Below are 15,175 nucleotides of genomic sequence, written 5' to 3'. Positions count from 1 at the left end.
GTGTGGTTCCCGTCGTCGTCAAACGAAATTCCAGGGTTGAACAACATGTCAGAACACCGATTTACTAAAATCGGCATCGAAAAGACTCTCAACGAGCAGGACGTGAAAAGGCCCAGCATAGGGGCCACATCCGAACCGGCTGTAGCGGTATCCAGCGCCACGCAAGTCACCAAGGTCAATTGAGAGCACGAGTCACGGTAGGAAGGCGTCACCACCGCAAATTCGACGTCGGCCGCCTCACAGCGGTCCTGCCAGGGTCCGTTGACGTGCGCTACTACTCCACGGGGGCTTTTCTCGACGTTTCGTCGGGGCAACCCTCCGAAGGCGAGCACGAACTCGCCATCGTCTGCGATATTTTCCGAGGTTTGGACGGATCTTAGGAACCAATCCCGGTTATGACCGGCCGGCGGGGGCTCATTGACTGGGGAGGATTCGTGGGATGTGCGCCCTAGGTTAGCCATGGTGGGTACGTTGAAATTCTTGCCAGCCGATTCGGGGATGACGTGAGGCGGGATGCACACGGCGTCAGCTGCGTACATCCCGCCTTCTGGTGGTGGCCGGGCTAGTTTGTGGCGGGGTTGGCTTCCTTCGGATCAATGCCGTACTCCTGGAGAATCTTGGCGAGGGATCCGTCCTTGCGTATCTTGTCCAGGTAGGTGTTGAGCGCCGCTGTCAGTTCAGGGTTGTCCTTGGTGTGGGGCAGATTGGTGACTGCGGGATGCTGCGTTGCCTCGATCAGGTCGGTCTTTTCCAGCGCCACATAGGACAGCCCGGACCCGGATGACTTGCTCAGCCTGTAGGCTGCTTCGTTCACGGCCATCACGGCCACATCGATACGGCCGTTGGTGAGATCCTGATAGACGGCATCCGGTGACTGGTAGAGCTTCACGTTGTCCCCGCCCCACTTCACCAAGTCATCGACCCACAGGTAGCCCTGAGTCGTTCCCACCTTCTTGTCCTTGTAGTCTTCAATGCGTCCCGACGGGTTCTTGCCCACAAGCACCGCAGGGTCCCCGTAGGCGGCTTCAGTCTGGGCGACTACCTTTGCCCGTTCGGCGGTCGGATACCAGCCGCCGGCAGCGATGTCAGCTTGTCCTCCCTTCAGCGTTTCGATGACGGAGGCGGAAGGGAGCAATTTCGTGTCCGGATTGAGGCAGTTAGCTTCAGCGAACCCCTGAAGGATCTTGCCGTCTACACCGCCTAACGTCTGGTTCTCATAGGTGAACAGTGGGGGGTAGTCGGGTCCGACTACGGACAGGGTGCCAGCGTTGAGGGTCTTAAACGTCGATGCGGGTGTACAACTTGCAGATACAGCGCTGGCTGAACCTCCGGCACAGCCGGACAACATGGCTGCAGTTGCGATTACGGCGGAGACGGTGGCGTAGATACGTGTCTTCATAGCATCCTCTTCTAGTGGGTCGACGAGCTGCGCCGGCGGGCTAAGCGAGGCGTGGATCCGGCGAAGGCCTTGGTCCAGCCCGTCGCGGGGTTCGCTTGCGTGCTCTTAGTGCAAGGCTAGGCCCGTGAAAAAGGGCGAGGAATTGGAAAACTACCGAAAGATGGCGCAGGGTCTTGTGGTCCAGTTCACACCTGGCCGGCCGCGTCGTTGCATGCTGTGACATCGCTGAAATGCACGCGAGTTTTTGGGCGGCTCACCAATATGGGGGCCGCGCCTCCTCGGTGAAGATTGGACCATCGCGCAATTACGAAATCGGTGCTGCCGCGAGGCTTGTTCGAGCTGTGCCGTGCACGCTCGGCACGGTGGACAGGCACTAGGAACTATGGAAGGAAGCGCAAATAATGCGCCAGGAGATCAACTCGGCAAGAAATGCCCCGGCAGGATCGCATTACAGCCATGCGGTGTCATACGGAAATTTGCTCTTCACGACCGGCCAGCTGCCAGTCGATGCGGAGGGAAAAACTGTGGGGAACAACATCGTTGAACAGGCAAGGCAGGTCTTCGACAATCTTCGGAATATCCTCGAGGAGGCAGGAAGCAGCTTCTCCAACGTGATTAGAACAACCATCTACGTCACCAACCTGCATTCGATCGCAGAGCTTGCGACGTTGCGCAGCGAGGTGTTCGGCGATGTCCGGCCGGCGAGTGTTGGTATTGAAGTCCCGAGCTTTTGGGACTCTGAGCACCTGATCGAGATTGAAGTGATCGCGGCAATCCCGCAGTAGATCCACCCCGGACTGGGAACCAAAGGGCGCCACGCTAACGCGGGGCTCCCTTTGGTTTGTGGGTTATCGCTCGCGGAACTCCGGCTGTTCGCTGCACGCCGCGGGGAACGGGATGCTGTTCTGCATCAGAATCGAGAGCCTGTGTTTAGTCCTGCCAGCAGGAGGCGATGTCGCTTATGGGCGCGAACCACACGCCGCTGTGCCCTGACACGTGGTCAAGGAACTGTTCAAGCATCATCAGATGGTGGCCGCGCCCGATGGTCTGGGGGTGCAGGGCCAGAGAAAATACTCCGTTGGGAACGCGGTTGTACGCGAAATCGAAGAGGTCAGTCCACCGTTTTAGAACGTCCCCGGTCGAGGACATGCTGATGCTTCGTGGGAGATTTTCCAAGGCAGGAAAGTCATCCAGGTACCAGGAGACAGGGATTTCCAGGACGGTGCTTGGCGGGCCAAAAACGTTGCCCTCTTCGCGGTTTTGACTGATGACAGGTCGTGGCCGGTAGGCTTCAAAATCGCGGCCCATAAGAGACGAGTCCCAGTCGAATTCGAATTCCTCCAGCAGCTGCAACGTGGTCTCAGAGAAGTCCCAGGCCGGTGACCTGTACCCGCTCGGGCGGCGACCGACGAACTTTTCATGTTGACGTATTTGCAGTTCCATTAGCCGGCGTTCCTCTGCCGGTTCAAGCTTGGTGATCGCCTCATGGTAGACACCGTGCGCTGCTATCTCATGATCGTCCGCGATCACTGCCTCGCATTGTCCTGGAAACGTTTGCATGGTGTGGGTGGGGATGCACCAGGTGGTCTTGATGCCGTACCTGCGGAAGGTCTCCAACAACCTGGGAACGCCGACCTCGGCCCCGAACTCTCCGCGTGAGAGATACGTGGGCGAGGCGGTACCGAACGTACCCATCCAGACACTGTGGGCGTCAAAGTCAGACGAAATGGATACAGCCAGGCGTTTGCCAGGAGGTAAGGCCAAGGGCATGGTGGTCTCCGGTCTAAGGGGGAGGAAGGTGTCAGATCCAGCTGAGGTCGGTGCGGCCGGAGGCGATCTTGTTCCCGATGAGAGCATTGAGAACGCCATTGGCGCCCTCGCCTGCCAGGAAGAGTGTCGCGTCGCGCAGCAGCCGCGCGAAGCGGTTGTCTTCGATGTAGCCGCTGCCGCCGGCCAGTTCCATGGCCTTCAGTGCTATCTCGACGGCGGCCTCCGCGGCGACGACCTTGGCGGCGGAGGTCTCGAGGTCATGCCGACCGCCTTCGTTTTTGCGGCTGGCCGCCTGCAGCGTCAGGGCTTTGGCTGCGGCCAGCTTGTTGGCCAGCACAGCGAGGCTCGTCTGGACCGCAGGCATGTCGGACACCTTGGCTCCGAATGCCTCCCTGGTTTTGGTGTACTCGACGGCGTTCCACAGGGCGCTGCGTCCCACTCCAACAGCAGCGGAGGCAACTGCCAGGCGTCCAACTTCCAGGGCGTCCATGACTTGGGCAAAGCCGCGTCCTGGGATGCCACCAATCAGCCGGTCATTGGGTACGTGAAGGGCTTTGACTTCAATCTCGCAGGTCTCAACGCCCTTGGTGCCAAGTTTGGGCAGTTTGCGGATTATCTGCCACTCGTCGCGGCGGAGCATGAACAGTGAAAGGCCAGGGCTGCCGGGTTCCCATGGCGCGGTGCGGACCAGGATCATCATCGCGTCGCTGTGGTCCGAGTGCGTGATGTAGGTTTTGTGAGCGTCAATGACCCATCCGCTGTCCTGCGGCCGGGCTGCGGACCGAGTGTTTTGCAAGTCTGATCCGGCGTGCGGCTCGGAGAGTCCTAGGCAGGAGATGATCTCTCCGGACTTCAGGGATTTCAGCCATGTATCTTTCTGTGCCTCCGTCCCGTGATTCTTGACGGTCCAGACAGAGGACGTGTGTGCGTTGGCCACGGGGATCAGGCTGAGCCACCCGCGCGCCAGTTCCTCCAGCGCAAGAGAATACGTGACGAGGGAGCGTCCGCTCGCCGCGAAGAAACCCAGTTCCTTCATGCGTTTGATCAGGACAACGGGGTACTCCTCAGCGGCGTCCTGTCCGTCTGCGACGGGAATAACTTCCTCGTCGATAAAGCAAGTAATTTCCGCGAGGAAATGCTGATCGTCGTCAGATACGGTGTCCTGCATAGGTGTCTTCGCTTTCTGTGTCGAAACCTGTGGAAAGTGTGGGGCGGGACAGCGCGAAAGTCTCCAGCGGCATCGAGGGCGTCTCGCCCGTGACAAGCTGCGCCATCAACTCTCCGGCAAAGGGTCCGGTACCTGCCCCGGATGAATGGCCTGTGTTGATGTAGAGTCCTTCGACTTTGTCGATGATGGGCAGCCGGTCCGGCGTGTTTCCGACGATGCCGGCCCAGAGGCCGGTCACGCCCAGTTCTCCATATTCGGGGCGTCGCTGCAAGATGGTGTCGATCATCGTGCGCGATGATTCCATGGTGATGTGCGGGTTCAGGGAGTTTGCCTCGTCCAACGTGTGGCCGATGAGGAGGTTTCCGTCCCCGTCCTGCACGACTATGTCTTCATAGCCAGGCTTTCCGACTTCGGGAATGCTTGGGTCGAAGACCGTGGGTTCGAAATCAGGGAGGGCCCTCAACGCACTGACGTGCCGCGCCCCGAGTGGACCTCGCGTCATGGATCGTAGCGTGGCGCGGATCGGCTGCGTGGTCAGCAATCCTACCCGGACGAGGTTGAGCGGCAGTTCGATGCCTTCCGAGTCAAGGTTTGCGGCCCAAGGTCCGGCGCACCACACGACACCGCCGCCCATGACGTGCCCGCGGACGGTGCGGATGCCGGTGATGGCGTCGCCGCTTCGAATCAGGCTGAGTGCCGGAGTGTTCTCATAGACCCTGATACCGAGGCGTCTGGCCAACTGTCCCAGCCCACGCACGAATTTCGACGTGCTCATCTTCGCATCATCGGCTGAGTAGACCGCCCCGATAGCCGAGTCGGGCACGCCGGGGCCCGCCTCACGGGCTTCGGCCGCCGTGATGAACTCGGCAGAGATCCCCAGCTTCTTCCGGTCTTTCACGTAGGGCTTTAGGGCGTCCCGCTGAGCATCCGTTTCGAAGAAGAACTGGCCCCCGGAGTGGGAGAAATCGAAGGTCGGGCCCAGCTCACCTTCGAAGTCAGTTAGCATGCCGACGCTCCGGCGCACGAGTTCCAGTTCGGCGCCGGCAGCCATGGACTGCACCCAGATGCCGCCCGAGTTCCGCCCTGAAGCGCCGAAAGCTAAGAATCGCTGTTCAACCAGTACGACGTCGTAACCCCGCTTCTTCAGAGCATAAGCAGTGGAAAGTCCGACGATTCCGCCGCCGACGACGACAATGTCTGCCTGGTCCAACATCATTTTTTGATCCTTTGGTTCCGGGCACCGCTACGTAGCGTGCCATCCGCCGTCAACGTGAATTACCTGACCTGTGATGTACGACGCTTGCGGACTGGCCAGGAACAGCACCAGTTCAGCAACCTCTTCGGGCTGGCCCGAACGCTTCATGGGGATCAGGAAGTCCATCAATTCGGAGGAAGCCCCCACACCGCGGTTCATGTCGACCAAGTTACCAAGTTCCTTGCCCGAATTGGCCCGAATGTTCGTGGCGGTCACGCCCGGGGCCACGACGTTGGCGGTGATCCCATCCGGGCCCACATCAACCGCCAGGCGGCGCGTCATGCCCTCGATGCCGGCTTTGCTGGCGGCATAGGCCAGGCCGTCTGCGGCACCATGCTGTCCAGCCACCGAGCCGATGTTGATGATGCGGCCTTTTTTGCCCCTCATGGCCGCGCGTGCCGCCTTGCAGCCGTTGAAGTATCCGGTGAGGTTTACGTCGATGATCTTCTTCCACAACTGCGGGGACGTTTCGTCGATGCTGGCGTAGCCATCGAACAGTCCGGCGTTGTTGACCAGGACGTCCAGGCCGTCGTTGCCTGCGGCCTGGTTGATGAACGCTTCCATTGATTCATAGTCGGAGACGTCCAAATGTACGGTGTGCACGTCACCGACGATGGCAGCTTTGGCTTCGGCCAGCCGGTCCTCGGAGATATCTCCGAGATAGACGCTGTCTCCCCGCCCGGCGAAACCTGCGGCGATGGCCCGGCCAATGCCCGCGCCCGCTCCTGTGATGGCTACTCTGCGGCCCATCCGGCGTCACTCCAATCCTTCTTAAAGTTCTTTTCTGACAAGTCGTACTCGGCCGATCCCTCGGGAACGGTGCGGATGGGGCGTCCCTGGCGCAATTCCTCCGCTACGTGGGCGACGACGCCCGGAAGCGTGGACAGAATCGCCAGTCCGGTGGTTTCATCCGGGGTGAAGCCCATTTCCACTAGAACCAAGGCCATCATGCCAATGTCGTTGAGCACGATGGATTCCTTGCCGGGCAGACGGGTGAACGCCCGGAAGATCTCCTCGAAAAATTCGGCCCGGGGACCCCAGACCCCGGCAGCTACGGCTTGGGCGCGGAGCTTCTGTGCCCGCGGGTCTACGTACCGGAAGGCAGGATGGCCTAGCCCGGGGATGCGCTGCTTCGTCGCACGCAGTTCCTCTACGATCTCCGTCGCCAGCACTTCCGGCGCCTTGCCGCTGGCTTCGTAACGCGCATAGGCATCAACGCAAAAGCGCGCGGTGTCGGCGGGGTCCATGGTGTTTTTACCAACGCCCAGCACGCCGGTAGCCAGAGCCGCGGCCATATTCGGGTTCGCCGACGCCACGTAGCGTGCCGCAACCGTTCCTGATTTCTGAAGTGAGTAGTCGAGGATCGCGGACAGAACAGTGTCAAGGATGCCGGCCTCGGCCGGGCTGGGAAGCCTGCCCCGCAGTAAGAGGAAGGTTGATGCTGCGAACGGCACGTGGCCAATCATGTCCTCCAGGTCGTATCCCCGGATGTAGACCTTTGAAGGTGTTACCCGGCTAACGGAGGTGGACCAGTATTTGGGAGTGTCTGCCGCAGGCTGCGCGGGGGCCGCCGGACCTGCGGCGCCCGAGGTATTCGCCCCTGTCTGGGGTGCTGAGTTTACGTGCATATGGGAAGCCTATGCGGCGCCCAGCCAACCGGATACTGTGAGCTTTCCACCTTATTTGATGGCTTTTCGTATTTCCCACTACGCCCTGACCGTCTGTTTCCAAGGCGGCAAGATTAGAATTAAGTGCATGCTCCCTGTTCCTCTCCGTGCCGCGGCAGACTGTGCACCGGACTCCGCCTTGATCGCTCGGAGGGCCCGTGCCCGATGACTCCAGGCCCTGCACGGTAGCTGACGTCCTCACTCATCCGGCGTTACAGCTACGTCCCCTCAGCGTCGCTGTTGCGGCCCGAACACGAATCATAGCTTCGGCGCAGATCGTGGTCGAAGTCGAGGACATGGAGGGCCTCGGGCAACACGAACTCGTTCTGATCCTTGGTTCCATGCCTCGGTCGCCCGAGGATCTGGAGAAGTTCGTTCAAAAAGCCGTAGAGATCGATGCCGCCGCTGTGGCGATGCCGGAAAGTTACAGGCCGGAGTCCAGGTCACGACTCATTCAGAACTTGGCCGAGCGGGAGATCCCCGTGTTGGAAGTCCCGCAGACTACCCGGTTCTCAGACCTCATAGACACGGTGAATCGGTTCCAGTCCAGCCCGGACGCCGTGCGGTTCAACAAGATGCTGACCATGCAGCAGTCGCTGGTGGCAGCGCTCGGACCCCACGAAACGGTGAGCGCGCTCCTGGGCCGCCTGGCCAAGCTTTGCGGTGCCTCCGCCGGCATGACATCGGCCCTGGGCGACGTTGAGGTGTCAGAAGGGGTGCTTCCCTTCAAACTGCTGCGTGACGAGATCGCCGGCTCCTCTTTTCCGGAACTGGAACTCAACGTCTCCGGTTGGAATGCCCTGGCCATCCGGCTCGAGGAGTCCTTGGCGAAACCGGTCCGATGGCTAATCGTCGGCAGCCGCCGAGAACAGTTCCTGAATTCTTTTGTCCGTGCCGCTGCCCGTGTCACTGCGTCGCTGATCGATGCAGCGGACCGCATCGACGTTCTGGTAGATAATCAGGACCGCGCCGTTCGGAGCTCGATCCTTAGCCAGCTGTTGGAACTGGAGCCGCACGACAATCCCGAGACACTTGCTGAGAGAGCCTCGGCGCTCGGCATTAGTTTTGCCAGGGAGGTGCGCGTCCTGGAACTTGTCAGGTTTGGACCAAAGGCGAAGGGGACGGCAGCCGCGGTTCCGTTGGCCGAACGCGTAGTGAAAGCCTTCGGACAGAATGCCGATGCGCTGCTGATAAGCCGCCTGGCCACCGGAACGGTTGTCTTGGTTGAAGCTGACCCCAAAGTCAGAGAAACGGCCCTGGGAAAGCTTCTCACCGATGATAAGGGGCTGCTGATTGGCATGGGCCGGGCTATCGGCCACGTCCGCGATGTGCGGACGTCACATCATGACGCGGTGCTCGCTCTGCAGCAGGCGCGCCGGCTGCGCGGCTCCCGCCTGTTCACCTATGACGAGTTTGAATTCACGACCCGTCTGCTGGCCCACGTCGGCATCGAACGCATGGCGGAGTGGTCGGCCGGCATTATCGGACCTATTAAGTCCAAGCCGATACTGTTGGAGGCGCTCCAGGCGTTCTTTGAGGCGGAGCTGGATGTCATGACGGCGGCCCGGACCCTCCATATCCACCACAATTCCCTGCGCTACCGCATCCTGAAGATCGAGGAGATCGTGGGCGGTTCCTTGCGATCGCCCGAGACCATAGCGGCCGTTCAGCTGGCACTGATGGCAGAAGGCGCCCGAGGCGCCTCCAGCACAGTCCGTCCCCGCGCGCTCGAAACCGTGGGCGGAACCGTGGCAAGAAACGCCGCGGCCATCGACAGTCCCCTCGAGACCCCCGGGCGGGCCCCTTCCCCCTCGGGACTCGGCGCCGTACTCCCGGAGTGACGTGCATTCTGCGGCATCACGGGTTAAGGAGTCGGTGAACTGGGCCCCGAAAGTTGGACTGGCCAAATAAGATCCTAAGCCGAGAGGGCCTGGACCCGGTATTGCACCGGGCTCTGGCCCTCGAGCTTTGTCGAGATCCGTTTCGTGTTGTACCAGTGGATGTAGTCGTTCAGTTGCGCGGCCAGCACGTCGATGCTGATATGCCGGACATTGTGGAACATCTCTTCTTTGAGGTGGCCGAAGAAGTTCTCCATCACCGCGTTGTCGTAGCAGTTGCCTTTTCGGGACATCGACTGGACCGCTCCGGCGTCCTTAAGGAGGGTGCGCCAGGAAGCGTGCCGGTACTGGAAGCCCTGGTCTGAATGCACGAGCGGTTGCTGACCGGGCTCCAGACACGTCAAGGCCTCGCGCAGCGAGGTGTTTGTGAGTTCCAGGTTCGGGGACGTGCCGATGGTGTGGGCGATGATCTGGCGGTCGAAGAGGTCCATGACCGGTGAGAGGTAGAGTTTCCGGTCGCCGACGCTGAACTCGGTTACGTCCGTTACCCATTTCTGGTTCGGGGCCGTGGCGTCGAACTCGCGGTTCAGCCGGTTCGGCGCAGCGGTGCCCTGTTCGCCTTGGTAGGAGTTATAGCGCTTCCTCCGGACCTTGCAGGCCAGTCCGAGTGAGCGCATCAGCTTCAGCACAGTCATCTTCGCAACGATCCATCCTTCGCTACGCAACTCCGTGTGGATACGGCGGTGCCCGTAGCGGGCGTGGTTCGTGGTGAAGATGTTCGTGATCGCGGCCTTGATCGCCTCATGCGGATCGGGAGCCAGGAGGCGGGCCTGGTGGTAGAAGAAAGTCGACCGGGCAAGACCGGTGACCTGCAGCAGAACCGGCAGCGGAAAGTCAGCCTTGAGGGCGATGAAGGCCTGGACCTTCACCGTTGTTTTTGAGCCCTCAAGGCCCGTAATTTTCCCAGGTACGCCACTTCGGCCCGCAACCGCTCGTTCTCCCGGCGCAACCGCTCCAGCTCGGATGTTTCCGTCGGCGGTGGGGCGTCGGACTTCCGAGGCCGGCCCTTAGGCTTTGGCCGCAATGCGTCCGCGCCCTCGCGCCGAAGGCACGCACCCATGACTTCAGCAACACAGGTGAAGACAGGTCAGCCTCGGCTGCCAGCTCTGGGGCAGCTTCACCGGCGAGGAACCGTTCGACCAACGCGAGCTTGAAGTCGAAAGAGTATGACTGTTTCGTCGGTTTGGTCACCAGCGCTCCTTGACCACGAATCCTCCACCGCCGATAAAGTTTTCTGACCGGCCAGCGGGACACGCCCAGCAGGCTGGCTGTCGCCGTATCTGCAAGGCCTTTCTCAAACCACGCTACAGCGGACGCGCGCTGATCAACGGACAACGAACTATCTCAATGCAAAAAACTGCTCCCCGGGAGTCAGAACTGAATTTCTCAGTCCAACTTCCGGGGAGCAGTTCACGGAGGCCCGGGGCCTCTCGCAGCAGAAACATAAAAAGGGGCCGACCGAGAATAGATCCCCCGGCCGGCCCAGAGTGAGCCGCTGCCCTAGTGTGCCAGACGCCGCAAGAGCGCTTCGGCGTGGTCGACCATGTCGGTCACGATTCGGCCCGCCGGAAGAATCTCGGTCACCGTCTGGATGCCCTGACCGGCCGGCATCATGCCTTCGGCCATGTCTCCGTCCTGATAGCCGGTCTCAACACGCGGACCGGCTACGGCATATTGCCCGGGGAACCCTTGGATTTCCCCGGTCCGGTGTTCCCATTCCGCGGTCCAGTCATTGCGGAAGGTGCGGAGGGGCTTGCCCGTATACGACCTGGTAAGCACGGTGTCCTTGCTCTGGCCATTCACAACGCGCTGCTTGAAGGAATCGTGACCGTAGGCTTCCTCGGATGCGATAAACCTCGTTCCCACCCAGACTCCGGAGGCACCCAGCGTCAGTGCAGCGGCCAGTCCACGGCCGTCGCTGATTCCCCCGGCGGCCAGGACGGGCAGCGACACCGCATCGACGATGCCTGGGATGAGGGCCATGGTGCCGACGTGGCCGGTGTGTCCCCCGCCTTCCGTTCCCTGCCCGATGACGAAGTCTGCCCCCGCCTCCTCGGCTTTTCGCGCACCGCCTATGGATCCGGTCAGGGCACCCACGAGGATGCCCCGGCTGTGGCACTGGGCGATGAAGTCACTGGGCGTCGCGAAGGTCAGGATGATGACCGCCGGGGCCTCGTCCATCACCACGTCGATCTGGTCCCGGACCGCTCCTTTAGTCAGCAGGGCCTCCACGCCCTTTAGCTTCCTTCGATCGGCGCTCGACAGCCTGTCCCACAGTTCACGTACGGGCGCCCAGCTCGAGTCCTCGTCTGAGGTAAGGACACCGGGAAGCAACAGGTTCACGGCGAAGGGTTTACTGCAGCGCGACTTGATGTTCCTGATCTCCGCCTGCAGTTCGGCAGGCATGAAGCTGACCCCTCCCAGGCACCCCATACCGCCGGCGTTGCTGACGGCAACCACAAGATCCGCCTGGGAAACCCTGGCCATGCCTGCGGACAGGATGGGGTGGTCGATACCGAGGAGTTCGGTGATGTCAGTTTTCATTTGCTTCTACCGCTCCTGTCGCCGATGTTGGCTCCAGTCTGGAGGCCTGAATCTGCCGGGCTATGGCCTCGGGGATGGGTCGTGACTTGCCGGTCACCGGGTAGACGTTGACGTAGACGCTCTCGATTCTGCACACCTGTTCGCCGGCAACCATAAAAGAGAATACGAGCGTGAAACTCGAAGTGCCGACCCTTGTACAGCAGACTTCGATGTCCACGAGGTCATCGAGATAGATGGGCCGCAGATAGCTAATCTCGGTCCTCACCACGGACGGATCGAAGTCCAGATCGAGGAGTTCGGGATAGCTCCAGCCGAGGTCTCTGAAGTACTCGGCCATGGATACATCCGCATATTCAAGGTAGCGGGAGTTGAAAACGAACCGCTGGGGGTCGGTCTCGTGGTATCTGACCCGGAGTCTGTTGATGAACGGTGTCTCAGGCACGCAGCGACTCCCCTGCACGCAGAGCTTCATAGAGATCTGGCCTCACATACTTCAAGCCCGGCGGCTCCGGGTTTGACCGTGATGCCTCGACCAGTGCCGGATCCACGTCGGCAATGATGTAGCCTTCCTGCCGGTTGTCTTCGTGGGCAGCCAAGACGCCGTCGTTGATGCCGAACGTACGGTCCAGCGGGGTTGTCACCATGGCGTAGCCGGTGCAGTGCAGGGCTGAGCCTTGCGGGATACCGTTTGAACCGACCAGTGGTGAAACAGCGACGTACAGCTGGTTTTCCATGGCGCGGGCGTGGGCGCCGTAGCGGACGCGGTTGGCCCCCCTGCTGTTCCAGGTCAGTGACGGGGCAAGGATCAGATTGGTCCCCTGAAGAGCGAGGTGTCGGCTGACTTCGGGGAACTCGATGTCGGCGCAGATCTGCAGCGCAACGGTGAATCCCTCGATCTGGGCGGTCGTGACCGTGTCGCCGGCGGTGATGCCCATCGCACGTTCCGGCGGTGTCAGGTGAAGTTTGTCCTGAGCGTCGACGTTGCCGTTGGGATGGAAAAGGTAGGCCGTGTTGCGAAGGCTGTCATCGGGCAGCCGGCGGATGTTGCTTGCACCGCCGATGATGATGTTGTGTCTTCTCGCAATGGAGCCCATCAGGTCGACGTAGTGGTCGGCGATGAGCGGGAAGAGCGTCCGGTACACGCTTCCGATGTGTGCTGCATCCAGTTCTGCTGGATTCCGGTGGCTGGCTAGCAGACCGGTCGTCACCAGTTCCGGCAGCAGCACGAGCCGAGCGCCGTCGGCCGCTGCGGCGGCAACTATGTCATTGATGTGTTGTGCGAACGTATCCAGCGAGGCTTCAGCCCGCAGTTCGAATTGAGTGGTGGCGATGCGCAGGGTACTCATGCGAGACTTCCTTCCTTGGAGAGCGAGGCTTTGAGTGCGCGGCGGTCCACTTTTTCGGTGCGGGGATTAACCGGGAGGGAATCGACGGGGATGAATTCGCCGGGCACTTTGTATCCGGCCAATCTGGTGGCGCAGTATTTGCGCAGATCCTCGGCGTCCAGCCGCGTTCCTGGCTGCAGGATCACGGCCGCAACGACCTGCTCGCCGTAGTGTTCGTCCGGCAGGCCGACAATGGCTGCGGACCGGATGGAGGGATGGGCGTTCAGGACACCTTCGACCTCGGCCGGTGAGACGTTGCTGCCACCTCGTATGATCATGTCCGACAGCCTGCCTTGCACAAAGACGTAGCCTCGCTCATCGACGCTGACCAGGTCGCTGGTGCGGTACCATCCGTCTGCCGTGAGAACCTTTCGTGTCTGCTCGGGATCCTTCCAGTATCCGAGGAAATGAGCGGGACCTCGCCAGAGCGCTTCCCCCGCCTGACCGGAGGGAACGTCGTTCCCGGCGTCGTCGACGATACGCATCTGTGCCCCCGGCGCGACTTTCCCGGAGGAACCCGGTACCGGTACCGGATCCTGGTGAGGATCGTAAGTCACGGCGGGGAAACACTCGGAGGCGGCGTAAACATCATGGACCGGGCACCCGGCGAGAGCGGTCCAGCGGGCGAATACCGGTTCGTTGCGCGGTTCGCCGCCGGAAATGCACAGCCGAAGCGAACTCATGTTCGGTTGGACCTCGAGTTCTTCAAGGCGCTCGGCGAGTTTGACGAACATCGTTGTGACACCGGCCAGGAATGTCCCCCGCAGCCGGGATACGGCATCGATAATAAGATCCGGCTTCGTGCGGGCCAAAATAAGGACTTCTCCGCCGGAGACAAGTGTCGCCATGGACGTGGTCACGAGGCCGAAGGCCCACGCCATGGGCAGACAGACGACCGTCCGGTCAGACGCCGAGAGATGCCATACCGCAGCATAAGCGTCGGCCGCGTCGAGGAGCCCGGCGTGGGAATGCATGACCGCTTTCGGTCGCGCCGTGGATCCGGATGTGTAGCAGATCAGGGCCAGCGCTGCCGGGTCGACTTCTGCGGCCGGAGTATTGGGTTTCGTCTGGACCGTGGCGGACGGCCCGAATAGCTCAACGTCATCGAGAATCTGGACGGGCGGATGCCCTTCGAGCCTACGGATGAGCGCTGCTGCGCGTGAATCCGCCACCACCAGAGTTGCCCCGGAGTTCTCAAGCGCATAGGCCACTTCATCCGGCAAGGAAGACGCATAAAGGGTGGTCAGTACGGCGCCTGTTCGCCAGATCGCGACGGCGGCAGCAAGGTACGCTGCGGAGTTGTCGGCCATCAGAATCACCCGCGTATCGGCTTTTGCGCCGGCTTCCGCCAGGCTCTGGGCCAGATAGTCAGCGGCGTGATCGAGTTCCGAATAACTCACAGACAGTCCGGCTTGGGTAAGTGCAGGTCGTTCCGGATGCAGGGCGGCCAGCGCCCGCAGCCGGTCAGGGAAAGTCTTCGGTGTCATCAGCCGGCCCGCTTGAACATCACGACCCACTGGCCGTCCTGGCACACTTCGCCCTTCTGGTTTACTACCGAAACGTCAAAGGTCACGATGCCCCGGTCGGGTTTGGACGAAGAAGGCTTCTTGGTCGCCACTGCCTGTTCGACGTGGATTGTGTCGCCGATCCGCACCGGGCCCTTAAGATTCCAGGTCATTCCCAGGAACGCAATGGCTGTCCCTTCCTTGATGCCCAGCCGGGACTCCAGGCCGGTCGCCACTGCGAAGACGCCCGGACCGTGGAAAATCCTGCCACCGAACTGGGTGTTCTTTGAGAATTCCTCATCGGTGTGCAGTGGGTTGAAGTCACCGGAGATCCCGGCAAACATCACCACATCGGCCTCCGTGATGGTGCGGGCTGGGCTGGTCCACGCCTGGCCGATCTCAAAGTCGTCAAAGTACAGGCTGGGAGAATTTGTTACTTGAACGGTCGTCATTGGTTGTGTCCTCAGTTCCGGTTAGTAGTGCTCCCCGAAAGGACCGCACTCACGTGTATGTCTATTGCCATGGTGAACCAGAATCGCCAGCGCATCCATTGGCTATCCACTCAAAGGCCTCGACGTTGTTCA

At 61.1% G+C, this 15,175-nt stretch carries 14 protein-coding genes; 2 read left to right on the top strand and 12 right to left on the bottom strand.

Annotated elements, in window-relative coordinates:
* Window positions 1-562: 562 nt before the first annotated feature.
* Window positions 563-1,399 carry a substrate-binding periplasmic protein gene (locus ACFVTM_RS09110; RefSeq protein WP_390203107.1) on the bottom strand — a complete coding sequence of 279 codons (837 nt, stop codon included), beginning with the start codon at window positions 1,397-1,399 and terminating at the stop codon, window positions 563-565.
* Between the two features lie 401 nt (window positions 1,400-1,800).
* Here ACFVTM_RS09110 and ACFVTM_RS09105 point away from each other — a divergent pair, with 401 nt between their 5' ends.
* Window positions 1,801-2,184, top strand: a complete 384-nt coding sequence (locus ACFVTM_RS09105) for a RidA family protein (RefSeq protein WP_390203106.1) — start codon at window positions 1,801-1,803, stop codon at window positions 2,182-2,184.
* Between the two features lie 145 nt (window positions 2,185-2,329).
* Here the strand turns inward: ACFVTM_RS09105 and ACFVTM_RS09100 are convergent, their stop codons facing one another.
* The 5 genes from ACFVTM_RS09100 to ACFVTM_RS09080 form a co-directional block, all read right to left on the bottom strand.
* The gene (locus tag ACFVTM_RS09100) at window positions 2,330-3,094 is read right to left on the bottom strand and encodes a polysaccharide deacetylase (protein WP_390203105.1); all 765 of its coding nucleotides are present in this window, start codon (window positions 3,092-3,094) and stop codon (window positions 2,330-2,332) included.
* Between the two features lie 106 nt (window positions 3,095-3,200).
* A complete protein-coding gene (locus tag ACFVTM_RS09095) occupies window positions 3,201-4,337 on the bottom strand; it encodes an acyl-CoA dehydrogenase family protein (protein WP_390203104.1) in 1,137 nt (378 codons plus the stop codon).
* A complete protein-coding gene (locus tag ACFVTM_RS09090; RefSeq protein ID WP_390203103.1) occupies window positions 4,318-5,553 on the bottom strand; it encodes an NAD(P)/FAD-dependent oxidoreductase in 1,236 nt (411 codons plus the stop codon). The genes ACFVTM_RS09095 and ACFVTM_RS09090 overlap by 20 nt, the downstream gene beginning before the upstream one ends.
* A gap of 27 nt (window positions 5,554-5,580) precedes the next feature.
* On the bottom strand, window positions 5,581-6,342 hold the full coding sequence (locus ACFVTM_RS09085) for an SDR family NAD(P)-dependent oxidoreductase (RefSeq protein ID WP_390203102.1): 762 nt from the start codon (window positions 6,340-6,342) through the stop codon (window positions 5,581-5,583).
* The gene (locus ACFVTM_RS09080; protein ID WP_390203100.1) at window positions 6,327-7,220 is read right to left on the bottom strand and encodes a citryl-CoA lyase; all 894 of its coding nucleotides are present in this window, start codon (window positions 7,218-7,220) and stop codon (window positions 6,327-6,329) included. The genes ACFVTM_RS09085 and ACFVTM_RS09080 overlap by 16 nt, the downstream gene beginning before the upstream one ends.
* Before the next feature lie 197 nt (window positions 7,221-7,417).
* Between ACFVTM_RS09080 and ACFVTM_RS09075 the strand changes: the two genes are divergently transcribed.
* Window positions 7,418-9,100 (top strand): helix-turn-helix domain-containing protein, encoded by a 1,683-nt coding sequence (locus tag ACFVTM_RS09075; protein WP_390203099.1) that lies wholly within the window; start codon window positions 7,418-7,420, stop codon window positions 9,098-9,100.
* 74 nt (window positions 9,101-9,174) lie between these two features.
* Here ACFVTM_RS09075 and ACFVTM_RS09070 read toward each other — a convergent pair whose 3' ends face one another.
* From ACFVTM_RS09070 to ACFVTM_RS09045, 6 genes are all read right to left on the bottom strand, one after another.
* A complete protein-coding gene (locus ACFVTM_RS09070) occupies window positions 9,175-10,026 on the bottom strand; it encodes an IS3 family transposase (RefSeq protein WP_390203098.1) in 852 nt (283 codons plus the stop codon).
* 631 nt (window positions 10,027-10,657) lie between these two features.
* A complete protein-coding gene (locus ACFVTM_RS09065; protein ID WP_390203096.1) occupies window positions 10,658-11,701 on the bottom strand; it encodes an NAD(P)H-dependent flavin oxidoreductase in 1,044 nt (347 codons plus the stop codon).
* A complete protein-coding gene (locus ACFVTM_RS09060; RefSeq protein ID WP_390203095.1) occupies window positions 11,691-12,143 on the bottom strand; it encodes an acyl-CoA thioesterase in 453 nt (150 codons plus the stop codon). The genes ACFVTM_RS09065 and ACFVTM_RS09060 overlap by 11 nt, the downstream gene beginning before the upstream one ends.
* Entirely contained in the window at window positions 12,136-13,047 is a 912-nt protein-coding gene (locus tag ACFVTM_RS09055) for a nitrilase-related carbon-nitrogen hydrolase (protein WP_390203094.1), read from the bottom strand. The genes ACFVTM_RS09060 and ACFVTM_RS09055 overlap by 8 nt, the downstream gene beginning before the upstream one ends.
* Complete coding sequence (locus ACFVTM_RS09050; RefSeq protein ID WP_390203093.1) at window positions 13,044-14,603, bottom strand: class I adenylate-forming enzyme family protein; 1,560 nt, start codon at window positions 14,601-14,603, stop codon at window positions 13,044-13,046. The genes ACFVTM_RS09055 and ACFVTM_RS09050 overlap by 4 nt, the downstream gene beginning before the upstream one ends.
* Window positions 14,573-15,043, bottom strand: coding sequence for a MaoC/PaaZ C-terminal domain-containing protein (locus ACFVTM_RS09045; protein WP_390203092.1), 471 nt, complete (start codon window positions 15,041-15,043; stop codon window positions 14,573-14,575). Before ACFVTM_RS09045 ends, ACFVTM_RS09050 begins: the two co-directional genes overlap by 31 nt.
* Window positions 15,044-15,175 lie beyond the last annotated feature (132 nt).

The organism is Arthrobacter sp. NPDC058130 (assembly GCF_042884475.1).
In the GTDB taxonomy this organism is placed as follows: Bacteria; Actinomycetota; Actinomycetes; order Actinomycetales; family Micrococcaceae; genus Arthrobacter.
Note: the sequence above shows the minus strand (reverse complement) of the source record. Positions and strands in the feature narration are given on the sequence as shown.